Annotated in this window: 18 protein-coding genes; 2 read left to right on the top strand and 16 right to left on the bottom strand. The window is 62.7% G+C overall.

The genetic code is table 11. The annotated features are described in order from the left end of the window. From GRI34_RS11540 to GRI34_RS11520, 5 genes are all read right to left on the bottom strand, one after another. Positions 1-339 (bottom strand): P-II family nitrogen regulator, encoded by a 339-nt coding sequence (locus GRI34_RS11540; protein ID WP_090478450.1) that lies wholly within the window; start codon positions 337-339, stop codon positions 1-3. A 142-nt stretch (positions 340-481) separates the two neighbouring features. Next, positions 482-1,183, bottom strand: coding sequence for an endonuclease/exonuclease/phosphatase family protein (locus GRI34_RS11535; protein ID WP_160596049.1), 702 nt, complete (start codon positions 1,181-1,183; stop codon positions 482-484). 7 nt (positions 1,184-1,190) lie between these two features. Beyond that, positions 1,191-1,748 carry a pyridoxamine 5'-phosphate oxidase family protein gene (locus tag GRI34_RS11530; protein WP_160596048.1) on the bottom strand — a complete coding sequence of 186 codons (558 nt, stop codon included), beginning with the start codon at positions 1,746-1,748 and terminating at the stop codon, positions 1,191-1,193. Next, positions 1,748-2,617, bottom strand: coding sequence for an alpha/beta fold hydrolase (locus GRI34_RS11525; protein ID WP_160596047.1), 870 nt, complete (start codon positions 2,615-2,617; stop codon positions 1,748-1,750). The genes GRI34_RS11530 and GRI34_RS11525 overlap by 1 nt, the downstream gene beginning before the upstream one ends. Positions 2,618-2,654: 37 nt before the next feature. Beyond that, positions 2,655-4,199 carry a peptide chain release factor 3 gene (locus GRI34_RS11520; protein ID WP_160596046.1) on the bottom strand — a complete coding sequence of 515 codons (1,545 nt, stop codon included), beginning with the start codon at positions 4,197-4,199 and terminating at the stop codon, positions 2,655-2,657. A 143-nt stretch (positions 4,200-4,342) separates the two neighbouring features. On the opposite strand from GRI34_RS11520, the gene GRI34_RS11515 reads away from it, so the two are divergent. Then, positions 4,343-4,933 carry a hypothetical protein gene (locus GRI34_RS11515; protein ID WP_160596045.1) on the top strand — a complete coding sequence of 197 codons (591 nt, stop codon included), beginning with the start codon at positions 4,343-4,345 and terminating at the stop codon, positions 4,931-4,933. 12 nt (positions 4,934-4,945) lie between these two features. Here the strand turns inward: GRI34_RS11515 and GRI34_RS11510 are convergent, their stop codons facing one another. The 9 genes from GRI34_RS11510 to hisN form a co-directional block, all read right to left on the bottom strand. Continuing rightward, a complete protein-coding gene (locus GRI34_RS11510; protein ID WP_160596044.1) occupies positions 4,946-5,695 on the bottom strand; it encodes an SDR family NAD(P)-dependent oxidoreductase in 750 nt (249 codons plus the stop codon). Next, positions 5,692-8,100: a phenylalanine--tRNA ligase subunit beta gene (gene pheT / locus GRI34_RS11505; protein WP_160596043.1), complete on the bottom strand. Its 2,409-nt coding sequence runs from the start codon at positions 8,098-8,100 to the stop codon at positions 5,692-5,694. Before pheT ends, GRI34_RS11510 begins: the two co-directional genes overlap by 4 nt. Next, complete coding sequence (gene pheS, locus GRI34_RS11500; protein WP_160596042.1) at positions 8,097-9,197, bottom strand: phenylalanine--tRNA ligase subunit alpha; 1,101 nt, start codon at positions 9,195-9,197, stop codon at positions 8,097-8,099. Before pheS ends, pheT begins: the two co-directional genes overlap by 4 nt. Positions 9,198-9,307: 110 nt before the next feature. Next, positions 9,308-10,213 (bottom strand): helix-turn-helix domain-containing protein, encoded by a 906-nt coding sequence (locus GRI34_RS11495; protein ID WP_234028210.1) that lies wholly within the window; start codon positions 10,211-10,213, stop codon positions 9,308-9,310. Then, the gene (locus tag GRI34_RS11490; RefSeq protein WP_160596041.1) at positions 10,210-11,142 is read right to left on the bottom strand and encodes a helix-turn-helix transcriptional regulator; all 933 of its coding nucleotides are present in this window, start codon (positions 11,140-11,142) and stop codon (positions 10,210-10,212) included. The genes GRI34_RS11495 and GRI34_RS11490 overlap by 4 nt, the downstream gene beginning before the upstream one ends. Positions 11,143-11,256: 114 nt before the next feature. Next, entirely contained in the window at positions 11,257-11,616 is a 360-nt protein-coding gene (gene rplT, locus GRI34_RS11485; RefSeq protein WP_090477261.1) for a 50S ribosomal protein L20, read from the bottom strand. Positions 11,617-11,641: 25 nt separating this feature from the next. Beyond that, positions 11,642-11,845: a 50S ribosomal protein L35 gene (gene rpmI, locus GRI34_RS11480; protein WP_040964345.1), complete on the bottom strand. Its 204-nt coding sequence runs from the start codon at positions 11,843-11,845 to the stop codon at positions 11,642-11,644. A 119-nt stretch (positions 11,846-11,964) separates the two neighbouring features. Next, positions 11,965-12,714, bottom strand: a complete 750-nt coding sequence (locus tag GRI34_RS11475; protein ID WP_160596040.1) for an SDR family oxidoreductase — start codon at positions 12,712-12,714, stop codon at positions 11,965-11,967. Between the two features lie 27 nt (positions 12,715-12,741). Further along, positions 12,742-13,524 (bottom strand): histidinol-phosphatase, encoded by a 783-nt coding sequence (gene hisN / locus GRI34_RS11470; protein WP_160596039.1) that lies wholly within the window; start codon positions 13,522-13,524, stop codon positions 12,742-12,744. Between the two features lie 183 nt (positions 13,525-13,707). Between hisN and GRI34_RS11465 the strand changes: the two genes are divergently transcribed. Continuing rightward, positions 13,708-14,619, top strand: a complete 912-nt coding sequence (locus tag GRI34_RS11465; protein ID WP_160596038.1) for a helix-turn-helix domain-containing protein — start codon at positions 13,708-13,710, stop codon at positions 14,617-14,619. A gap of 3 nt (positions 14,620-14,622) precedes the next feature. On the opposite strand, the gene GRI34_RS11460 is transcribed toward GRI34_RS11465, so the two are convergent. Both GRI34_RS11460 and glpX read right to left on the bottom strand, forming a co-directional pair. Next, positions 14,623-15,558, bottom strand: coding sequence for a ribose-phosphate pyrophosphokinase (locus GRI34_RS11460; RefSeq protein WP_090477256.1), 936 nt, complete (start codon positions 15,556-15,558; stop codon positions 14,623-14,625). Positions 15,559-15,652: 94 nt separating this feature from the next. Then, positions 15,653-16,627, bottom strand: coding sequence for a class II fructose-bisphosphatase (gene glpX / locus GRI34_RS11455; protein WP_090477254.1), 975 nt, complete (start codon positions 16,625-16,627; stop codon positions 15,653-15,655). Positions 16,628-16,632 lie beyond the last annotated feature (5 nt).

Below are 16,632 nucleotides of genomic sequence, written 5' to 3'. Positions count from 1 at the left end.
TCACAGCGCGGTTTCGCCGGTTTCGCCGGTACGGATGCGGGTGGCGTCGGCGAGGTCGAAGACGAAGATCTTCCCGTCGCCGATTGCTTCGGTGCTGGCGGTTTGCTGGATGGTCTCGATGACTTGCGGTGCGAGATCGCCCGCCACTGCGATTTCCAGCTTCACCTTGGGAAGCATGTTGGTCGAATATTCGGCACCGCGATAAATCTCGGTCTGCCCCTTCTGGCGTCCGAAGCCCTTGACCTCGGACACGGTCATTCCGGCCACACCGATGCTCCCGAGTGCTTCGCGCACTTCGTCGAGCTTGAATGGCTTGATGACAGCGATGATGTATTTCACGCCTTCACCCCTCTGGCTGCGCACCGGCCAAGCACCGGCTTTCGCACCTGCAGCACGAAGCGTGCCAAACGCGCATCGGGAGTGTTTTCAGGCTATTTCAAGGGGGCGCACGCAATGAGGTGCTCAATTATTAGGCTGCTGCCTATTTTTCCATCAGCTCCAGCGTCGCAACCACGGGCAGATGGTCTGAAGCCACTGCGGAAAGCGCGGTGTGGTGGACATGCGCCGAATGGCAGGCCCAGTGACGGCTCGCGACGATCCGGTCGAGCGTGGCAACCGGCTGGCGGCTCGGATAGCTCTTCCCCGGCGTGACCACGGTCCAGTCGCTGGCGAATTCGCGCATGGCCCCTGTCGCGCGGCCCCACTGGTTGAAATCGCCCATGATCACCGTGGGTACCGGCTGCGTGGCTGACGCCACGAAATCCAGCAGCGAGCGGATCTGGTCGCGGCGGCGCAGGCCGGACAGGTCGAGATGCGTGCCGATAACCCGCACCATATGCCCCTCGACCATAAGATTGCCGCAGGCGGCGCCGCGCGGTTCCAGCGTAGGAAGGTCGAGCGCCTCCCCGCCATGGACATCCATCCCGCGCCTGACGAGAATCGCATTGCCGTGCCAGCCGATACTGCGCGGGCGCTTGGCCACTTCGACCAGCCGCCAATGGGTGTCGTCGAGTTCGGCGCGCGGGATGGTCGTCGCCCGGTCACCGATCCTGCGATCCACCTCTTGCAGCGCGATCACGTCTGCGTCGATTTCGTGGATGACCGAAAGGATGCGCTCGGGATCGCGCTTGCGGTCGAGCCCGACCGCCTTGTGAATGTTGTAGCTGGCGAAAGTGAGCTTCACGCGCGCGCTATTCGCCCCCGATATAGCGGTCGGTCGTGCGCACTGGAATGCCGTCGATACTTGTGTCGCGACCCTGCTGCTTGGTCAGCCATTCTTCCGGATCGGATTGCCTATGCGCCTTTTGCAAGGTCGCACGCTCGTCGCGGTATTCCATGAAAGGCACGCCCCAGCCGCAGCTCGTCTGGACACTTTCGACGGCAATATCGAAAATCTGACGCGTGCCGGGCAGCAGGTCGAAATGTGCGGCGAGTTCCGCCCAATCCTTGTCCTGCGGCAGCACCGCGCGTCCGGTCCCGTAGATACGCAGGATCAGCGCCGGACGGTCGAAATTGCAGAACATCAGCGTGATGCGCCCGTCCCGCGAAAGATGCGCATGGGTTTCGTTGCCCGATCCGGCAAGGTCCAGATAGGCGACCCTCTTCGGCCCCAGTACACGGAATGCATCATAGCCCTTGGGGCTGAGATTGATGCGGGCATCTTCGGCGGCTGTGGCGACAAAGAAAACCGGCTGCTTGCCGATCATCGCGATATGCTTGTCATCCAGCGCGTCGAAGAATTCCGCCATTAGAGGAAATTCCTGACCGTCTTCATGAACCGGTCGAACTGGTCGTGATGGAGCCAGTGACCTGCATTTTCGAATTCGATCACCTTGGCATTGTCGAAGTGGTCGAGCCTGCCGTCGCCTTCGGGATTGGAGGCCCAGCTGTCTGCCCCGTAAAGCAGGAGGGTGGGCGCAGTGATCGCAGACCATGTCTGGTGCAGGAACTCATCGGCGATGTCCTCGACCGCCCAGACATTGAGGTGCGGATCGAATTTCCAGCTGTAGGTTCCGTCCTCGTTGCGGTTCACGCCGTGGATGGTGAGGTGCCGCGCCTGTTCTTCCGTCAGGTAGCTGTTTTCCTCGATCATGCGCGCGAAAGCGGATTCGATGCTGTCGTACTTGCGCGGCATCCGTCCGGATGCCCCGCGCTTTTTCTCGATCCATTCCTTCATGCGCACGGGATACGGGTCCTCGCGCATTTCGGCCTGCCGCTTCGGGCTGGGACCGAGGCCCTCGATCGCGACGATCTTGGTCACCATTTCAGGGAATGTGCCCGCGTAGCGCAGCGAGACGTTGCCGCCCATGGAATGGCTGACGATGGTGACCGGCCCCACGCCGAGCTGGTGGACCAATTGGGCCAGGTCGTAGACCATGTCGTTGACGTGGTAATTGCCATCCGAAACCCAGTCGCTGTCGCCGTGGCCGCGGTGATCCATCGCCACGACGTGCCAGTCGTCGCGCAATTCTTCGGCCACCCAGTCCCAGCTGCGTGCATGGTCGCGCCCGCCGTGAACCAGCACGAGCGGCGGCTTTCCGCGATTGCCCCAATCGAGGTAATTGAGGCGCAGGCGTTGGGAAATGAAGGTCTGGGAAGTCGGGCCGGTAAGCGTCATGGCGTTCCCATGCCGCGAAGCAGCGCCGCTCGCAAGCCTACCGCTCCTTCGTGGCCGAGAAGGTCAGGTCGGGATTCTTTTCCTGCTGGTAGGAAACGTCCCACGGGCTCTTCGCCATGAAGACCAGGTCGCCGTCGCGGTCCCGGGCGAGGTTGGCGCGGTTGTACTTCTCGAATTCGTCGAGCGCCTTCTCGTCGCCCTTGAGCCACCGCGCGGTCGCGAAGGGCGATGCTTCGAGGCCCGCCTCCACCTTGTATTCGGCCGAAAGACGGCTGATCAGCACCTCGAGCTGGAGCTGGCCGACCACGCCCACGATGTGCTGAGCACCGAGTTCGGGATAGAAGACCTGGATTACGCCCTCTTCCGACAGATCGTCGAGCGCCTTGCGCAATTGCTTGGTCTTGGTCGGGTCCTTCAGCTGAACGCGGCGCAGGATTTCCGGTGCGAAATTCGGCAGGCCGGTGAACCGGATGTCGTTCTTTTCCGACAGCGTATCGCCCACGCGCAGCGTGCCGTGGTTGGGGATGCCGATGATGTCGCCGGGTTCGGCGAAATCCGCGACTTCGCGATCCTGTGCGAAGAACAGGATCGGCGAATGGATCGAGATGGGCTTGCCGAGGCCCGACGGGGTCAGCTTCATGCCGCGTTTGAAGGTGCCGGACACCTGCCGCATGAAAGCGATGCGGTCGCGGTGGTTGGGGTCCATATTGGCCTGCACCTTGAAGATGAAGCCGGTGACTTCGTCGCGGGTCGGCTCGATCTGTTCGTCACCAGCCGGCTGGGGGCGCGGCGGCGGCGCGTATTTCGCGATCGCCTCGATCAATTCAGTCACGCCGAAATTCTTGAGCGCCGACCCGAAATAGACCGGGGTGAGGTCGCCATTGCGATAGGCCTCGAGATCGAATTCGGGATAGCCGATCTGCGCCAGTTCGATGTCCTCGGCGAAGAGCTCGGGCAACTCCGGGTTGTCGTCGCGCTTGCCCTTGAATTCCTTGGACGGACCTTCGGGACGTGCGACTTCGCCGGTTTCGAAATCGAGGATGCCTTCGAACTGGCCGCCCATGCCCACCGGATAGGCTTGCGGGCTGACGTCGAGTGCCAGCATGTCCGCAATCTCGTCGAGCAGTTCGAACACCGGACGGCCTTCGCGGTCGACCTTGTTGACGAAAGTGATGATCGGCACGCTGCGCAGGCGGCAGACCTCGAACAGCTTGCGCGTCTGCGGCTCGATACCCTTCGCGGCGTCGATCACCATGATGGCGGAATCGACGGCAGTCAGCGTGCGATAAGTGTCTTCGGAGAAGTCTTCGTGCCCCGGCGTGTCGAGCAGGTTGAAGGTGATGCCATCGCGCTCGAACGTCATGACAGAGCTGGTCACCGAGATCCCGCGCTGCTGTTCGATCTTCATCCAGTCCGAGCGTGCACGACGGGCGGCGCCGCGCGCCTTCACCTCACCGGCGAGATGGATCGCGCCGCCGGTCAGCAACAGCTTCTCGGTCAGCGTCGTCTTACCCGCGTCGGGATGCGAGATAATCGCGAAAGTGCGGCGGGACTGGGTGGTATCGGAATTCGCTTGCGCCATGCGCCGCGCGCTAGACCGACAGCGCCCCCGCGTCCACCGCTAAGCGTGTTGGACAGGCCTTGCCGCCTTAAGCGAATGGAAACACTCGCTATTTAGCGTGAGGCCATGAATTGGGGGGCATCATGTCTATATTACGCAGCATAATGACTATATTTGGCGCTATTTTCTTGGCGTCATGCGGAAATTCCGGCGAATATTACGAGAAGACACCTGAACAGGTGACGCAGGCTATCAAGCGCGCGCACCTTCCCACACATGTATTAGGCAGCCAGATCAAGCGCAGCCGCGTCAGCCAGCCCGCTCCCGGCACGGTGGTCACGACCCTGCTGGGCGAAGGCGGGCGCGAAATGATGCACTTCGTCACGACCGTCACGCCCGATGGCACCGGCTCGCGCGTTGCGACCGAGATCGCGATCCCGGAAGGGGTGAAGGAGCGGCTCGACGAAGCCGTGGCGAAGGACCCGATGGCGAACTATGCCATGAACCTGATGCACGTCGTCGCGCGTGAACACGTGGTCGCGGCGATCGAGGGCCGCCCGTTCGACATGACGCTCGGCAATCCAAAAGCCGAGGTGGCTATGCAGATGAACCCAGAAATGCGCGCGCAAATCGAGGAGGCCAACAAAGCTGCATCCGATATGGCTAAACAGGAGCAGCAGATGCATTTCAGCCAGAGCTACGGCAATGATTGGGGCGACAGCGGGTCCAGCACAGGCGACGGCTGGGGGGATTGAGCGTAGCCGCCCTCAGTCGGCGCGGGCGATCCGGAAGCCGCCGAAACTCTGGCTGACCGGCATCAATTCCAGCGTATTGATATTGAGGTGCGGCGGCAGCTCGGCGACCCAGCGCACGGTTTCGGCGATATCGCCTGCAGTCATGGGATCGGCGCCGCCATAAAGCGTTTCGTGCGCTTCCTCATTGCCGCCCGTTCGCACAAGCGTGAATTCGGTCTCCACCATGCCCGGCTCGATCGAGCATACGCGCACACCCGTCCCGTGCAGGTCGGCCCGCAGGCCGAGGCTGAACTGGCGCACGAAGGCCTTGGTCCCGCCGTAGGCATTGCCGCCCGGATAGGGGTAATTGGCCGCCACGCTTGAGATATTGATGATCGCGCCCTTGCACTCGATCAGCGCAGGCAAGAGCTTGTGCGTGATCGAAGCCAGAGCCGTGACATTGGTCTCGATCATCGTCTTCCATTGGTCGAGAGCGGCCTCTTGCGCAGGAGCCGTGCCAAGCGCAAGGCCGGCATTGTTCACCAGCAGGTCGAAACTCGAAAACGTTTCCGGCAAGCCGTCCAGAGCTGCATCGCGCGCCGCTTCGTCGCGGACGTCGAAGCTGGCCGCATGGACCTTATCCGCACCCAGATCCGCGACCAGTGCGTCCAGCCGTTCCTTGCGCCGCCCCGTCGCCACACAGCGCCAGCCGCTCGCAACCAGTGCACGAACCGTCGCCTCGCCGATCCCCGAAGTTGCGCCAGTGACGAGGGCAGTCTTCATCCGCGCAGCTCCGCACCCTGCTTGGCCGCATTTGCAACGATCTTGTCCGAGATCGCCTTGATCTCTTCGTCGGTGAAAGTCTTCTCGCCGGGGCGCAGCACAACTTCAACCGCAACCGACTTGTGGCCCTCGGGCACTCCCTGGCCGGCGAAGACATCGAAGACGCGAGCGTCGACTATCGCTTTCTTGTCCGCTCCGCGCACTGCTTTGACGAGGTCGCCTGCAGGCAGCTCCGCCGGGACGAGGAACGCGAAGTCGCGGGTCACGTCCTGCAAGGCCGGTGGCGCATAGGTCGCGCGCGCGAATCCGCCCCCGCCTTTCTTCGCCGGGATCGCGTCGAGGAAGATTTCGACTGCCACGACCGATCCATCGATGTCGAAAGCCTTGAGCGTGTTGGGATGCAGCGCACCGAAGCGGGCGAGCACGTTCTTCGGGCCGAGACGCAAGGTGGCGGACTGGCCGGGGTGGAACTGCTCGCCAGCCTCGCCCATCACCATCAGGTTGCCGACCGGGGCACCGGCTGCTTCGAGCAGCGCAACGGCTTCTGCCTTGGCGTCATAGGCATCGAACTTGGCGCCCTTGCCATTGGACCAGCCGCGAGCGGTTTTCTCTCCGGAAAGCACGACGCCGAGCGTCGGCTTTTCGTCACTCGCGCCATTTGCCCCGCGGAAATAGCGACGGCCGATCTCGAACAGGCGCGCGCCGTCGGACCCGCGATCGGCATTGCGCTTGGCTGCCGAAAGTAGCCCCGGAATGAGCGAGGGGCGCATGGCCTTCATGTCCTCGCTGATCGGATTGTCCAGCACCCACAGCTGGGCACCGTCCGCGAAATGCTCCGCTTCGGCGGTCGGCAGGAAGGACCATGTGATCGCTTCGTTGAGACCGCGTGCGGCCGCGGCACGGCGCAGCTTGCGCTCCGCCTGCTGGAGCGGGGTTGCCGTCGGCAATGCGACACCGGGACGGCGCGGAAGCGGGGTGCTTTCCACCTCGTCGATACCGTGAATACGGACCACTTCCTCGACGAGGTCGGCCGGACCTTCGATATCGTGGCGGCGCGGCGGAACAGCCACCTCCCGCAGATTGCTATCGAGGACCTTGCGATTGAGGAACCCGAGGCGATCAAGGATGCGCGACTGCTCCTCCTCATCGACATCGACGCCGCCGAGACGCCGCGTAAGCGAAGGATCAAATTCGACCTTTCTGGGCTTGGCGGGAGGCTCTCCCGCGCGCACCACTTCGGTCGGTGTACCGCCGCAGGTTTTCACGATGAGATCGGTCAGCAACGCGAGTCCATCGTCCAAGAACTCAGGATCGACACCGCGTTCGAACCGCGTGCGCGCATCCGAGGCAAGGCCCAGCTTGCGGCCCGTCACGCCGATGCGCTCTGGATCGAAATAGGCGATCTCGAGCAGGACATCTGTTGTCCCCTCGGTCGCACCCGAATGCTCGCCGCCCATGATACCGGCAATATCGTGTACGCCGTTGTCGTCGGCGATCACGGTCATCTTGTCGTCGAGCGTATAGGTCTTCTCGTTCAGCGCCTCGACCGTTTCGCCGTTCTTGGCGCGGCGCGCCACGACAGCGCCAGACAGCTTGGCCAGGTCATAAACGTGCGCCGGGCGACCGAAGGCGAGCATCAGGTAATTGGTTGCGTCGACCAGTGCCGAGATCGGGCGCTGGCCTGCCGCAATCAGACGGCGCTGCATCCACTCGGGCGAAGGCTTGGTGTTGTCGACCCCGCGAATGATGCGGCCATAGAAGGCCGGGCAACCCTCGGGATCGTCGGTGCGGATTTCGACCGGGCAAGCACCCTCGCCTTCGAGAACGGGGATGTCGATCGGCTTGTACGTGCCAAGGCCTGCCGCCGCGAGATCGCGCGCAATACCCTGCACGCCCATGCAATCGGGACGATTCGGCGTAATCGCCACATCGAAAATGGGCGAGGCATCGTGATACTCGGCGAAGGTCTGCCCGACCGGCGCATCCTCGGGCAGTTCGATGATGCCATCGTGCTCTTCGCCGAGTTCAAGCTCGCGCACCGAGCACATCATGCCGTTCGACTCGACACCGCGGATCGCGCTCTTGCGCAGCTCCATGCCGTTGGCCGGGACGACCGCACCGGGCAGGCCGAGCACGCCCTTCATTCCGGCGCGCGCATTGGGCGCACCGCACACGACCTGCAGCGGATCGCCCTCACCGGTATCGACGGTCAGCACCTGCAGCTTGTCGGCATCTGGATGCTTGGCCGCGGTCAGCACCTTTGCAACGCGGAAGCCTTCCAGCTTTTCTGCCGGGTCCTCGATCCCCTCAACCTCATGGCCGATACGGTTGAGCGCAGCAGCAATGTCCGCGACGCTCGCGTCGGTATCGAGGAAGTACTTCAGCCATTCGAGCGAGAACTTCATGCGCTTGCTCCCACGCCTGCGGAGAGGGTCGGCTGGTCGAAGGGCGAGAAGCCGTAGTGATCGAGCCAGCGCTGGTCGCCGTCAAAGAAGGCGCGCAAATCATCCATCCCGTATTTGAGCATGGCGAGGCGATCGACGCCGACGCCGAATGCGAAACCCTGCCATTCGTCGGGGTCCAGCCCGGCGAATTCGATCACGCGGCGATTGACCATGCCGCTGCCGAGAAGCTCCATCCAGCCGTGGCCCGGCGCATCGCCGTCACCGCCGAGAACACGGCGGCCATTCACGTCCTGCCAGCCAACATCGACCTCGACCGAAGGTTCGGTGAAGGGGAAGTAGGAGGGGCGCAGGCGCAGCACGATATCGTCGCGCTCGAAGAAGGCCTTGAGGAAGGTTTCCAGCGTCCACTTGAGGTGACCGAGATTGATATCCTTGTCGATGACGAGGCCTTCGACCTGGTGGAACATCGGCGTGTGCGTCGCGTCGCTGTCGGAGCGATAGACGCGGCCCGGCGCGATGATGCGAATCGGCGCACCCTGCTTCACCATCGAGCGAATCTGCACCGGCGAGGTGTGCGTACGCAGCAGCATGCGGCGCCCCTCACTGTCCACGTCGGGGAAATAGAAGGTGTCGTGCATGGCGCGCGCAGGGTGCGTTTCGGCCATGTTGAGCGCGGTGAAGTTGTGCCAGTCGTCTTCGATTTCGGGACCGGTAGCGACAGAGAAACCAAGGTCGGCAAAGATTTCCGCCAGCTCATCCATCACCTGGCTGACCGGGTGGACGCTGCCCTTCGGCGCCTGCGGTGCAGGCAAGGTAAGGTCGAGCGTTTCGGATGCGAGCCGGCGTTCGAGTTCGGCTGCATCGAGCGCATCCTTCTTGGCGGCGATCGCATCGGCGACATCGCTGCGCAGGCCCTGGATCTTGGGCGCTTCGCTCTGGCGTTCTTCCGGGCTCATCTTGCCCAGCGTCTTCATCAGTCCGGAAATCGAACCCTGCTTACCAAGCAGTTCGACGCGCAAGCTCTCCAGGGCGGCGGCATCCTGTGCTTCTTCGATACGCGTCAGCGCGCTCTCACGCATTGTAGCCAAATCGGTCATCTATTCCTCGGGAATCCTGTAGGGGGCTGCCTCTAGCGGCATCGGCCGAAATGCTAAAGCCCAGTTTCAGCGTCCAAGCGTGGGTTAGACTCCAAATCTCGACTTCGCTTTCAGCTTGCGGGTCTTGCCGGCCTGTGAAGAACCTGCACCGCCTCCCCCGCCACCGCCTGACGGGCCTTGGCGGCCGCACCGAGAACAGGGTGCGGCAATCTCGCATATTCGCGCGGCCCCATTCCCATGAAACGCTTGAAGTCCCGGGTGAACTGGGCCTGGTCGTAATATTGCCGATCGAGCGTCTCGATCCAGTGCATCGACGGATCCAGCATGAACTGCGCAAGGCTGCGCAGAAAGCGTTGCCGCCGGATCAGGAGCTGGGGCGGAAAACCGAACACATCGAGGGCGAACCGCTCCAGCGTGCGGGTCGTCATCGCGAGTTTTTCGGCAAGGTGGGCGACAGTTGCGCAGGACGGGTCGAGCAGGGCGCGCTGGGCCTCGACGATCTCGGCTTCCCGCTTGCTGGGTTTGGCGAGCAATTTGGCAAAGAGCGTGAAAATCGCGTCCCTTTGGGCGACGGTGCTGTTGCCGCGGGATATCTCGATGAGCGGCGTCAGATGCCTCAAGTCCGGATCCGCTTCGACGTCGCACATGCGGTCCGCGTAATCGGCAGCACTCTTTCCGGATAGCCTTGCCCAGCCGGCGGGGAGAATGCCCACGCCCCAAGTGTGGCATGGTGGAGCGACGAACTCGGCAGCATGGCTCGTGGGGCCGGTCATCACGAGACGTGGCACGTTCACGGGGGCGCCTGGCCCGATACTGGCAGACAACTCGCCTTCCAGCACGATGCGAAGATTGAACCACTCCGGGTGCAGCCAGTCGCGGATCGGCTCGGCCGCGCTGCCGGGCTGAGGCTCGACCACATCGAACCGGTATACGGTCGTGATGAAAGGTCTCAGCTGCTCGGGAGGCAGGAAGAATTCGAGTTCGACGGCGAGCGCGCCGCGTGCAGTGCCGGTCAAGGCGCGCTTCCGCTGTCGAGATCCTGTCGCGGCTTGTCGAGCGTCTGGACGGGAGACCCCCAGATACGCTGGCGTTCGGTCATGAAGGCATCGAGGATGGGATGGTCCATGGTCGCATACTCTGTCGGACTCATGCCCATGAATTCGTGAAACTCGCGCACGAAATGGGGCTGGTCGTGATAGTGGCGATCGATGGTTCGCGACCAGTTCTTGCCTTCCGAAAGCATGAACGCGGCCAGACTGCGCATCATGCGCTGGCGCCGAAGCAGGAAGCGTGGCGAAAAGCCGAAATGCCTTTTGCAGAGCCGCTCCAGTGTGCGCTTGTGCATCGCAGCCGCATTCGCGAAGTCGTCGATCGTAGTCAGGTAGGGATCCACCATCGCTTCATGGATCGCGATGATCCGCGCCTCGTCACGCGTCGGCTGCAAATTGTCGCGCAACACCTCCACCAGCTTTGTAAACTGGTCCTCATCGTCCTGCGATGAATCACACAGCAAGTCGCACAGTCCCGCCAGGTGGCGGAAGGTCGGGTGCTCTTCGCCATCGCAAATGATGTTCGCCGATTCGTGAGCAGGTTTCGCTATCAATTGCGCCCAGCCCAGCGGCTTCAGCCCGATGCCCCACATCCGCGTCTGGCCCATCTCGAAATAGACCGGCTTGGAGCTTGGGCCGGTCGCTTGGAAGCGCGCTCCATCGACGAAGGACGGCTCCGATGCGTCGGGGTTCACCACACGAGCATAGGGAGCGTTATCGCAGAAGAACCTCAGATTTCCCCACTCTGGCTGCAGGTAATCGGTCACTTTCGCGCCGCCACTAATCCTGGTTTCGAGAAGATAGATCGTCGTCAGGCAAGCCGCGAGCTCTTCGGGCGGCGGAAAGAAGCGCACCGTCAGGTCGAAGTTCGTTTCGGGTTGCTGGTCGTGGACCATGCAGGACAGGATATCCCAAGGACGCAAATTCGCAAATCCATGGACACAAAAAGAAAGGGCGCCTCCCAAAAGGAGACGCCCTTGCTTGAATTCGAGCTTGAAGCTTCGAGCCGGTTAGGCCGGAAGAGCCTTCTTGGCCTGCTCGATGATCGCCTTGAAAGCCGCAGCTTCGTTCATGGCGAGATCGGCCATGACCTTGCGGTCGAGCTCGATGCCGGCAAGCTTGGTGCCGTGCATGAACTGCGAATAGGTCAGGCCTTCGGCGCGAACAGCAGCGTTGATGCGCTGGATCCACAGAGCGCGGAAGTTGCGCTTCTTGATCTTACGGTCGCGGTAAGCGTACTGGCCGGCCTTTTCGACGGCCTGGCGAGCGACGCGGATGGTGTTCTTGCGGCGACCGCGATAGCCCTTGGCCTGGTCTAGGAGCCGCTTGTGCTTCTGGCGCGTGGTAACGCCGCGTTTAATGCGAGGCATATCTTATTCTCCTTGAGTGTCGCGATCAGTCGAGGCCGTAAGGCGCCCACTTCTTCACCGTCTTGGTGTCGGCTTCCGACAGGACAGTGGTGCCGCGGTTCTGGCGGATATACTTCGCATTGTGGCTGATCAGGCGGTGACGCTTGCCAGCGACGCCGTGCTTGACCTTGCCGTTGGCGGTGATCTTGAAGCGTTTCTTCACACCGCTCTTGGTCTTCAGCTTGGGCATTTTCATCTCCTTTGCAGAGACACGTCGAACCAGCCCTGGCAGCCCTTGTCGCCAGGCCGGCACATGAATCACGTGTCGGTGAAGGCGCGCGAGATAGCGATTCTGCCTGCGAATGCAAGTCAGAAGTGGCTGAGGTAGCCGCCGTCCACGGCCAGGGTCTGCCCGGTGATGTAACCCGCCTCGTCCGATGCGAGGAAGGCCACCGCCCCCGCGATTTCTTCCGGCTGCCCCCAACGCCCCAGCGACGTTCGCCGCGAAAGGTGGGCCGCGATGTCCTTATCCGCGACCATCTCGCTATTGGCCTCGGTGGCGAAATAACCCGGGGCCACGGAGTTGACGGTTATTCCTGCCGGTCCGAGTTCTGCGGCAAGGGCGCGGGTCAGGGCATCAAGCCCGCCCTTGCTGGCTGTGTAGAGCACGTCTCCGCGAGCGATCCGCGCCGCAATGGAAGTGATGTTGACGATGCGGCCACGGCCGTTGCGCGCCATATGTGCCGCCGCCCTGCGCGCAAGATCGAACGGGGCGACGAGATTGACGTCGAGCATTCGCGCCATGTCCTGCCGCGCCACTTCTTTCAGGTCGCGCCGGTCTCTCTGGCCGACATTGTTCACCAGTATGTCGATCCCGCCCGCGCCTGCCATCTCCTCGATCGCTGCTGCGGTGGCATCATCGTCGCAAATGTCGAACGGCACGATGCGGCAATCGCCGTCGATCCTAGAGCGGGCCGCCTCCAGCGTCGCGGCGTCCCTCCCATTGAGCCAAACCTGAGCTCCACGCTGCGCAAGACGCTTGGAAATGGCGAATCCGAGGCCTCTCGATGCTCCCGTCACAAGGGCCGACCGGCCCTTTAGCGAAACGCCCGCGTCCATCTCAGTCTCTGCGGTCCGGACGGCAGGTCAAAGCGCCAGGTCCATCGCTTCCAGTACATCCTCGAGCCGGGCGGCATCGCCGATCGCCAGCACATTACCGTCGCTCGCGGAATGCAGCGGCCCGCCGCTCCAGTCGCACATCAATCCGCCCGCCCCTTCAACCACTGGAGCCAGCGCGGCGAAATCGTGCAGCTTCAATCCCGCTTCGCACACGATGTCGACATGGCCGCTCGCCACCAGACCGTAATTGTAGCAGTCGCCGCCATAGATGATCTTGCGTTCGGCCACCGCCTTGGCGAGCCCCATGAAGTGATCGGCCTCCTGGTCGCTGAACTGGTGCGGAGTCGTGGTGGCGAGGACCGCGTCGGACAGCGACCGGCAGGGCGCGGAGCGGACGGGCTTGCCGTTGAATGTCGTTTCCTTGCCCGAAAACCCTGCCCAGCGCTCGCGTCCGATCGGCTGGTCGATGATGCCGAGGACTGGAAAGCCGTCCTGCAGCAACGCGATAAGGGTCCCGAAAATCGGCCTTCCGGCAATGAAGCTGGTGGTGCCGTCGATCGGATCGAGCACCCATTGCCGCCCTGCGCCCTCGTTGCGGGTGCCATACTCTTCCCCGACAATACCATCATCCGGGTATTCCGCCTCGATCAGCGTGCGCATGGCGGCCTCGGCAGCGCGGTCGGCTTCGGTGACGAAGCTGGAGTCGGATTTCTTCTCCTGTTCCCAGTTGCCGCGAAACAGGGGGCGAATGGCGTCGCCCGCGGCATCGGCAAGGCGGTTGGCGAAGGTAAGGTCGGAACTTGTTGGCATGAGCCTGCATTTGCTTTCTTGTGGTCTGCGGTCAAGCTCGCTTAACCACTGCTCCGCCTTCGGGTCGTTCTGAAGGGGAATTTCGTCACGACGTCGAAAGACGATCCAGAATTGCCGGCCTCCGACAAGGCCGATGCTGACGTGCCGCCGATCCGGTCTCACACCGGGTCGACACGGCAAGGCATGCCGCTCGCCTTAAATCGCGCGCCGGGTGCGGATCTTCAGGACTGGATCATGCGCATCGGCGTGACATCGGTCGACATGCCCGAAGGCGCATCGATCGAGTGCATGTCGCTTTGTGAGCATCCGGTGATTCGTATGATTTACGGTGCGAGGTGGACCGCCTGGACCGCCGACGGGAAGATCGAATTCGAACCCGGCGATAACGGGCTTGCGCTCTATTTCGCACCCGAAACAAAGGCGATGAACCTCAAGGTCGATGGATCCTTCCGCGTGGTTTCCATCAACTGCACCTCGGCATTCGCGACGAATTTCGGACTGCCGGACCCCCGCGATACGCTCGACCGCATTTTTCCGTTCGATCCCCTTAGCGGTCTCCAGAGCATCGCGCCTGGCCACCACCCGCAAGAAGATCCCCATGCTTGGCTCGATGCGAGCGAAGCTGCATTGCGCGATTCTCTGCACGCAGCATCGCCGGACAGGCCCCATGATCTGCTGGATGAGTTCGAGCGGCTGACTCTTACCAATCCCACGGCCAGCCTTTCCGAATTTGCGTCCGACCGCGACATCACACCGCGCACGCTTGAGCGAACAATCTCGCGAAATTGGGGAGTGACGCCCAAATTCGCGCTCCGGCGCGCCCGCGCGCTCGACATGGCTGCGGCTCTCTTGGGAGTTGCAGATACCTCCGAAGAACCCGAACTACGCCTGCGCTATTTCGACCAATCGCATATGACGCGGGAAATGCGTCATTTCTTCGACCACACGCCGGGTGCCTTGCAGACGGGCGATTGCCCGCTCCTGCGGATTACAATGGAGATTCGCCAATCGCGCAGGCTCGAAGCCATTGCTAAGCTTGCGGGATCGGAAAGACCATCTTGGCGCGATCCGTCTGCCGAGCCTGGCTCCGACTAGCCCTCAGTCGAAGAGCGAGCTGACCGAACTTTCATCCGCGATGCGTCGTACGGCCTCGCCGATCAGCGGGGCGATGGTCAGGATGCGGATGCGTTCGGAATCCGATGCCGCATCCGTCGGCTTGATGGAATCGGTGATGACCAGTTCCTTCAGAGCCGACCCGTCGACGCGCGCGACCGCACCACCGGAAAGGACGCCGTGGGTAATATAGGCCGCTACCGAAGCGGCCCCCTGGTCGAGCAGCGCCTGGGCCGCGTTGCACAGCGTGCCGCCCGAATCGATGATATCGTCGATCAGGATGCAATGACGGCCCGACACATCGCCGATGATGTTCATGACTTCGCTCTCGCCCGGACGATCGCGGCGCTTGTCCACGATAGCGAGCGGGGCATTGTCGAGCCGCTTCGCCAGCGCACGTGCGCGCACAACGCCGCCGACGTCGGGCGAAACGACCATTAGGTCCTGGTCGCCGTAACGTGCCTGGATGTCGGCAGCCATGACCGGCGCCGCGTAGAGGTTGTCGGTCGGGATATCGAAGAAGCCCTGGATCTGGCCTGCGTGCAGGTCGACCGAAAGGACGCGGTCGGCACCCGCTTCGGTGATGAGGTTAGCTACCAGCTTTGCCGAGATCGGCGTACGCGGTCCCGGTTTCCGGTCCTGCCGGGCATAGCCGAAATAAGGCACCACGGCCGTGATCCGCCGCGCCGATGCGCGCTTGAGCGCATCGATGCAGATCAGCAACTCCATGAGATTGTCGTTAGCCGGGTAGCTGGTCGACTGGACGACGAAGACATCCTCGCCGCGCACGTTCTCGTGGATTTCCACGAAGATCTCTTCATCGGCGAAGCGGCGCACCTGCGCATCGACGAGAGGCATTTCGAGATAGCCTGCGATCGCGCGTGCGAGCGGCAGGTTCGAGTTGGCGGCCATGATCTTCATGTGAGCGAATCCCGTGTCGGCTGGCAGTCACTCCCGCCTAGCGACACGTCATGGGATTGCAACATGACAAGCAGGGCATTCCCCGCTTCGCTGGTTATTTCGTGCGATGTTCGCCCTTGATCCAGCGAACGGTGCCGCTGGAAGCGCGCATGACCACGCTTTCGGTCGTCATCTTGCCGCCGCGCAGATACTTCACGCCCTCTAGCAAGCTGCCCGAGGTGACGCCGGTAGCAGCGAAGATGCAGTCGCCCTTCACCAGGTCGTCACGTGTATAGATGCGGTCGAGGTCGGTGATGCCCCATTTCGCAGCACGCGCCTTTTCGTCGTCATTGCGGAACACCAGCCGTCCGTTGAACTGGCCACCCACGCAGCGCAGCGCGGCTGCAGCCAGCACGCCCTCGGGTGCGCCGCCCTGCCCCATGTACATGTCGATCGTGGTTTCCTCGTCGGTCACCGCGATCACGCCTGCAACATCGCCATCGCCGATCAGGACCACGCCGCATCCCAGCGAACGCAATTCGGCGATCAGGTCGGCGTGCCGGGGCCGGTCGAGCACGCAGACGATGATGTCGCCCGGCTCCACGCCCTTTGCTTCGGCCACTGCCTTCACATTCTCGGTCGGCGATTTGGCGAGATCGATAATGCCTTCGGGATAGCCCGGTCCGACTGCGAGCTTGTCCATGTAGACATCAGGCGCGTTGAGCAGGCAGCCTTCTTCCGCTGCGGCGAGCACGGCCAGCGAGTTGGGTCCGGCCTTGGCGGTGATGGTGGTGCCCTCCAGCGGGTCCAGCGCGATATCGATCTTAGGCCCCTTGCCCGGTGCGCCGCCGACCTTTTCACCGATGAACAGCATCGGCGCCTCGTCGCGCTCGCCTTCGCCGATGACGACCGTGCCGTCCATGTAGAGCGTGTCGAAAGCCTTGCGCATCGCCTCTACCGCAGCCGCATCGGCAGCCTTTTCATCGCCGCGACCGATCAGCTTTGAAGCGGCGACCGCGGCCGCTTCGGTCACGCGAACCATTTCAAGCACAAGTACGCGGTCGAGAGAGTTTTCAGCAGGCGAGTTCATGGGGA

Origin of the sequence: Qipengyuania aquimaris (assembly GCF_009827445.1) — a bacterium.
GTDB lineage: Bacteria > Pseudomonadota > Alphaproteobacteria > Sphingomonadales > Sphingomonadaceae > Qipengyuania > Qipengyuania aquimaris.
Note: the sequence above shows the minus strand (reverse complement) of the source record. Positions and strands in the feature narration are given on the sequence as shown.

Bases quoted from the DNA above. Each gene is read 5' to 3' on its own strand.
- GRI34_RS11530 (WP_160596048.1), bottom strand. From the start codon at position 1,748: ATGGCGGAATTCTTCGACGCGCTGGATGACAAGCATATCGCGATGATC.
- GRI34_RS11525 (WP_160596047.1), bottom strand. From the start codon at position 2,617: ATGACGCTTACCGGCCCGACTTCCCAGACCTTCATTTCCCAACGCCTG.
- GRI34_RS11520 (WP_160596046.1), bottom strand. From the start codon at position 4,199: ATGGCGCAAGCGAATTCCGATACCACCCAGTCCCGCCGCACTTTCGCG.
- GRI34_RS11515 (WP_160596045.1), top strand. From the start codon at position 4,343: ATGACTATATTTGGCGCTATTTTCTTGGCGTCATGCGGAAATTCCGGC.
- GRI34_RS11510 (WP_160596044.1), bottom strand. From the start codon at position 5,695: ATGAAGACTGCCCTCGTCACTGGCGCAACTTCGGGGATCGGCGAGGCG.
- pheT (WP_160596043.1), bottom strand. From the start codon at position 8,100: ATGAAGTTCTCGCTCGAATGGCTGAAGTACTTCCTCGATACCGACGCG.
- pheS (WP_160596042.1), bottom strand. From the start codon at position 9,197: ATGACCGATTTGGCTACAATGCGTGAGAGCGCGCTGACGCGTATCGAA.
- GRI34_RS11490 (WP_160596041.1), bottom strand. From the start codon at position 11,142: ATGGTCCACGACCAGCAACCCGAAACGAACTTCGACCTGACGGTGCGC.
- rplT (WP_090477261.1), bottom strand. From the start codon at position 11,616: ATGCCTCGCATTAAACGCGGCGTTACCACGCGCCAGAAGCACAAGCGG.
- rpmI (WP_040964345.1), bottom strand. From the start codon at position 11,845: ATGCCCAAGCTGAAGACCAAGAGCGGTGTGAAGAAACGCTTCAAGATC.
- GRI34_RS11475 (WP_160596040.1), bottom strand. From the start codon at position 12,714: ATGGACGCGGGCGTTTCGCTAAAGGGCCGGTCGGCCCTTGTGACGGGA.
- hisN (WP_160596039.1), bottom strand. From the start codon at position 13,524: ATGCCAACAAGTTCCGACCTTACCTTCGCCAACCGCCTTGCCGATGCC.
- GRI34_RS11465 (WP_160596038.1), top strand. From the start codon at position 13,708: ATGCCGCTCGCCTTAAATCGCGCGCCGGGTGCGGATCTTCAGGACTGG.
- GRI34_RS11460 (WP_090477256.1), bottom strand. From the start codon at position 15,558: ATGAAGATCATGGCCGCCAACTCGAACCTGCCGCTCGCACGCGCGATC.
- glpX (WP_090477254.1), bottom strand. From the start codon at position 16,627: ATGAACTCGCCTGCTGAAAACTCTCTCGACCGCGTACTTGTGCTTGAA.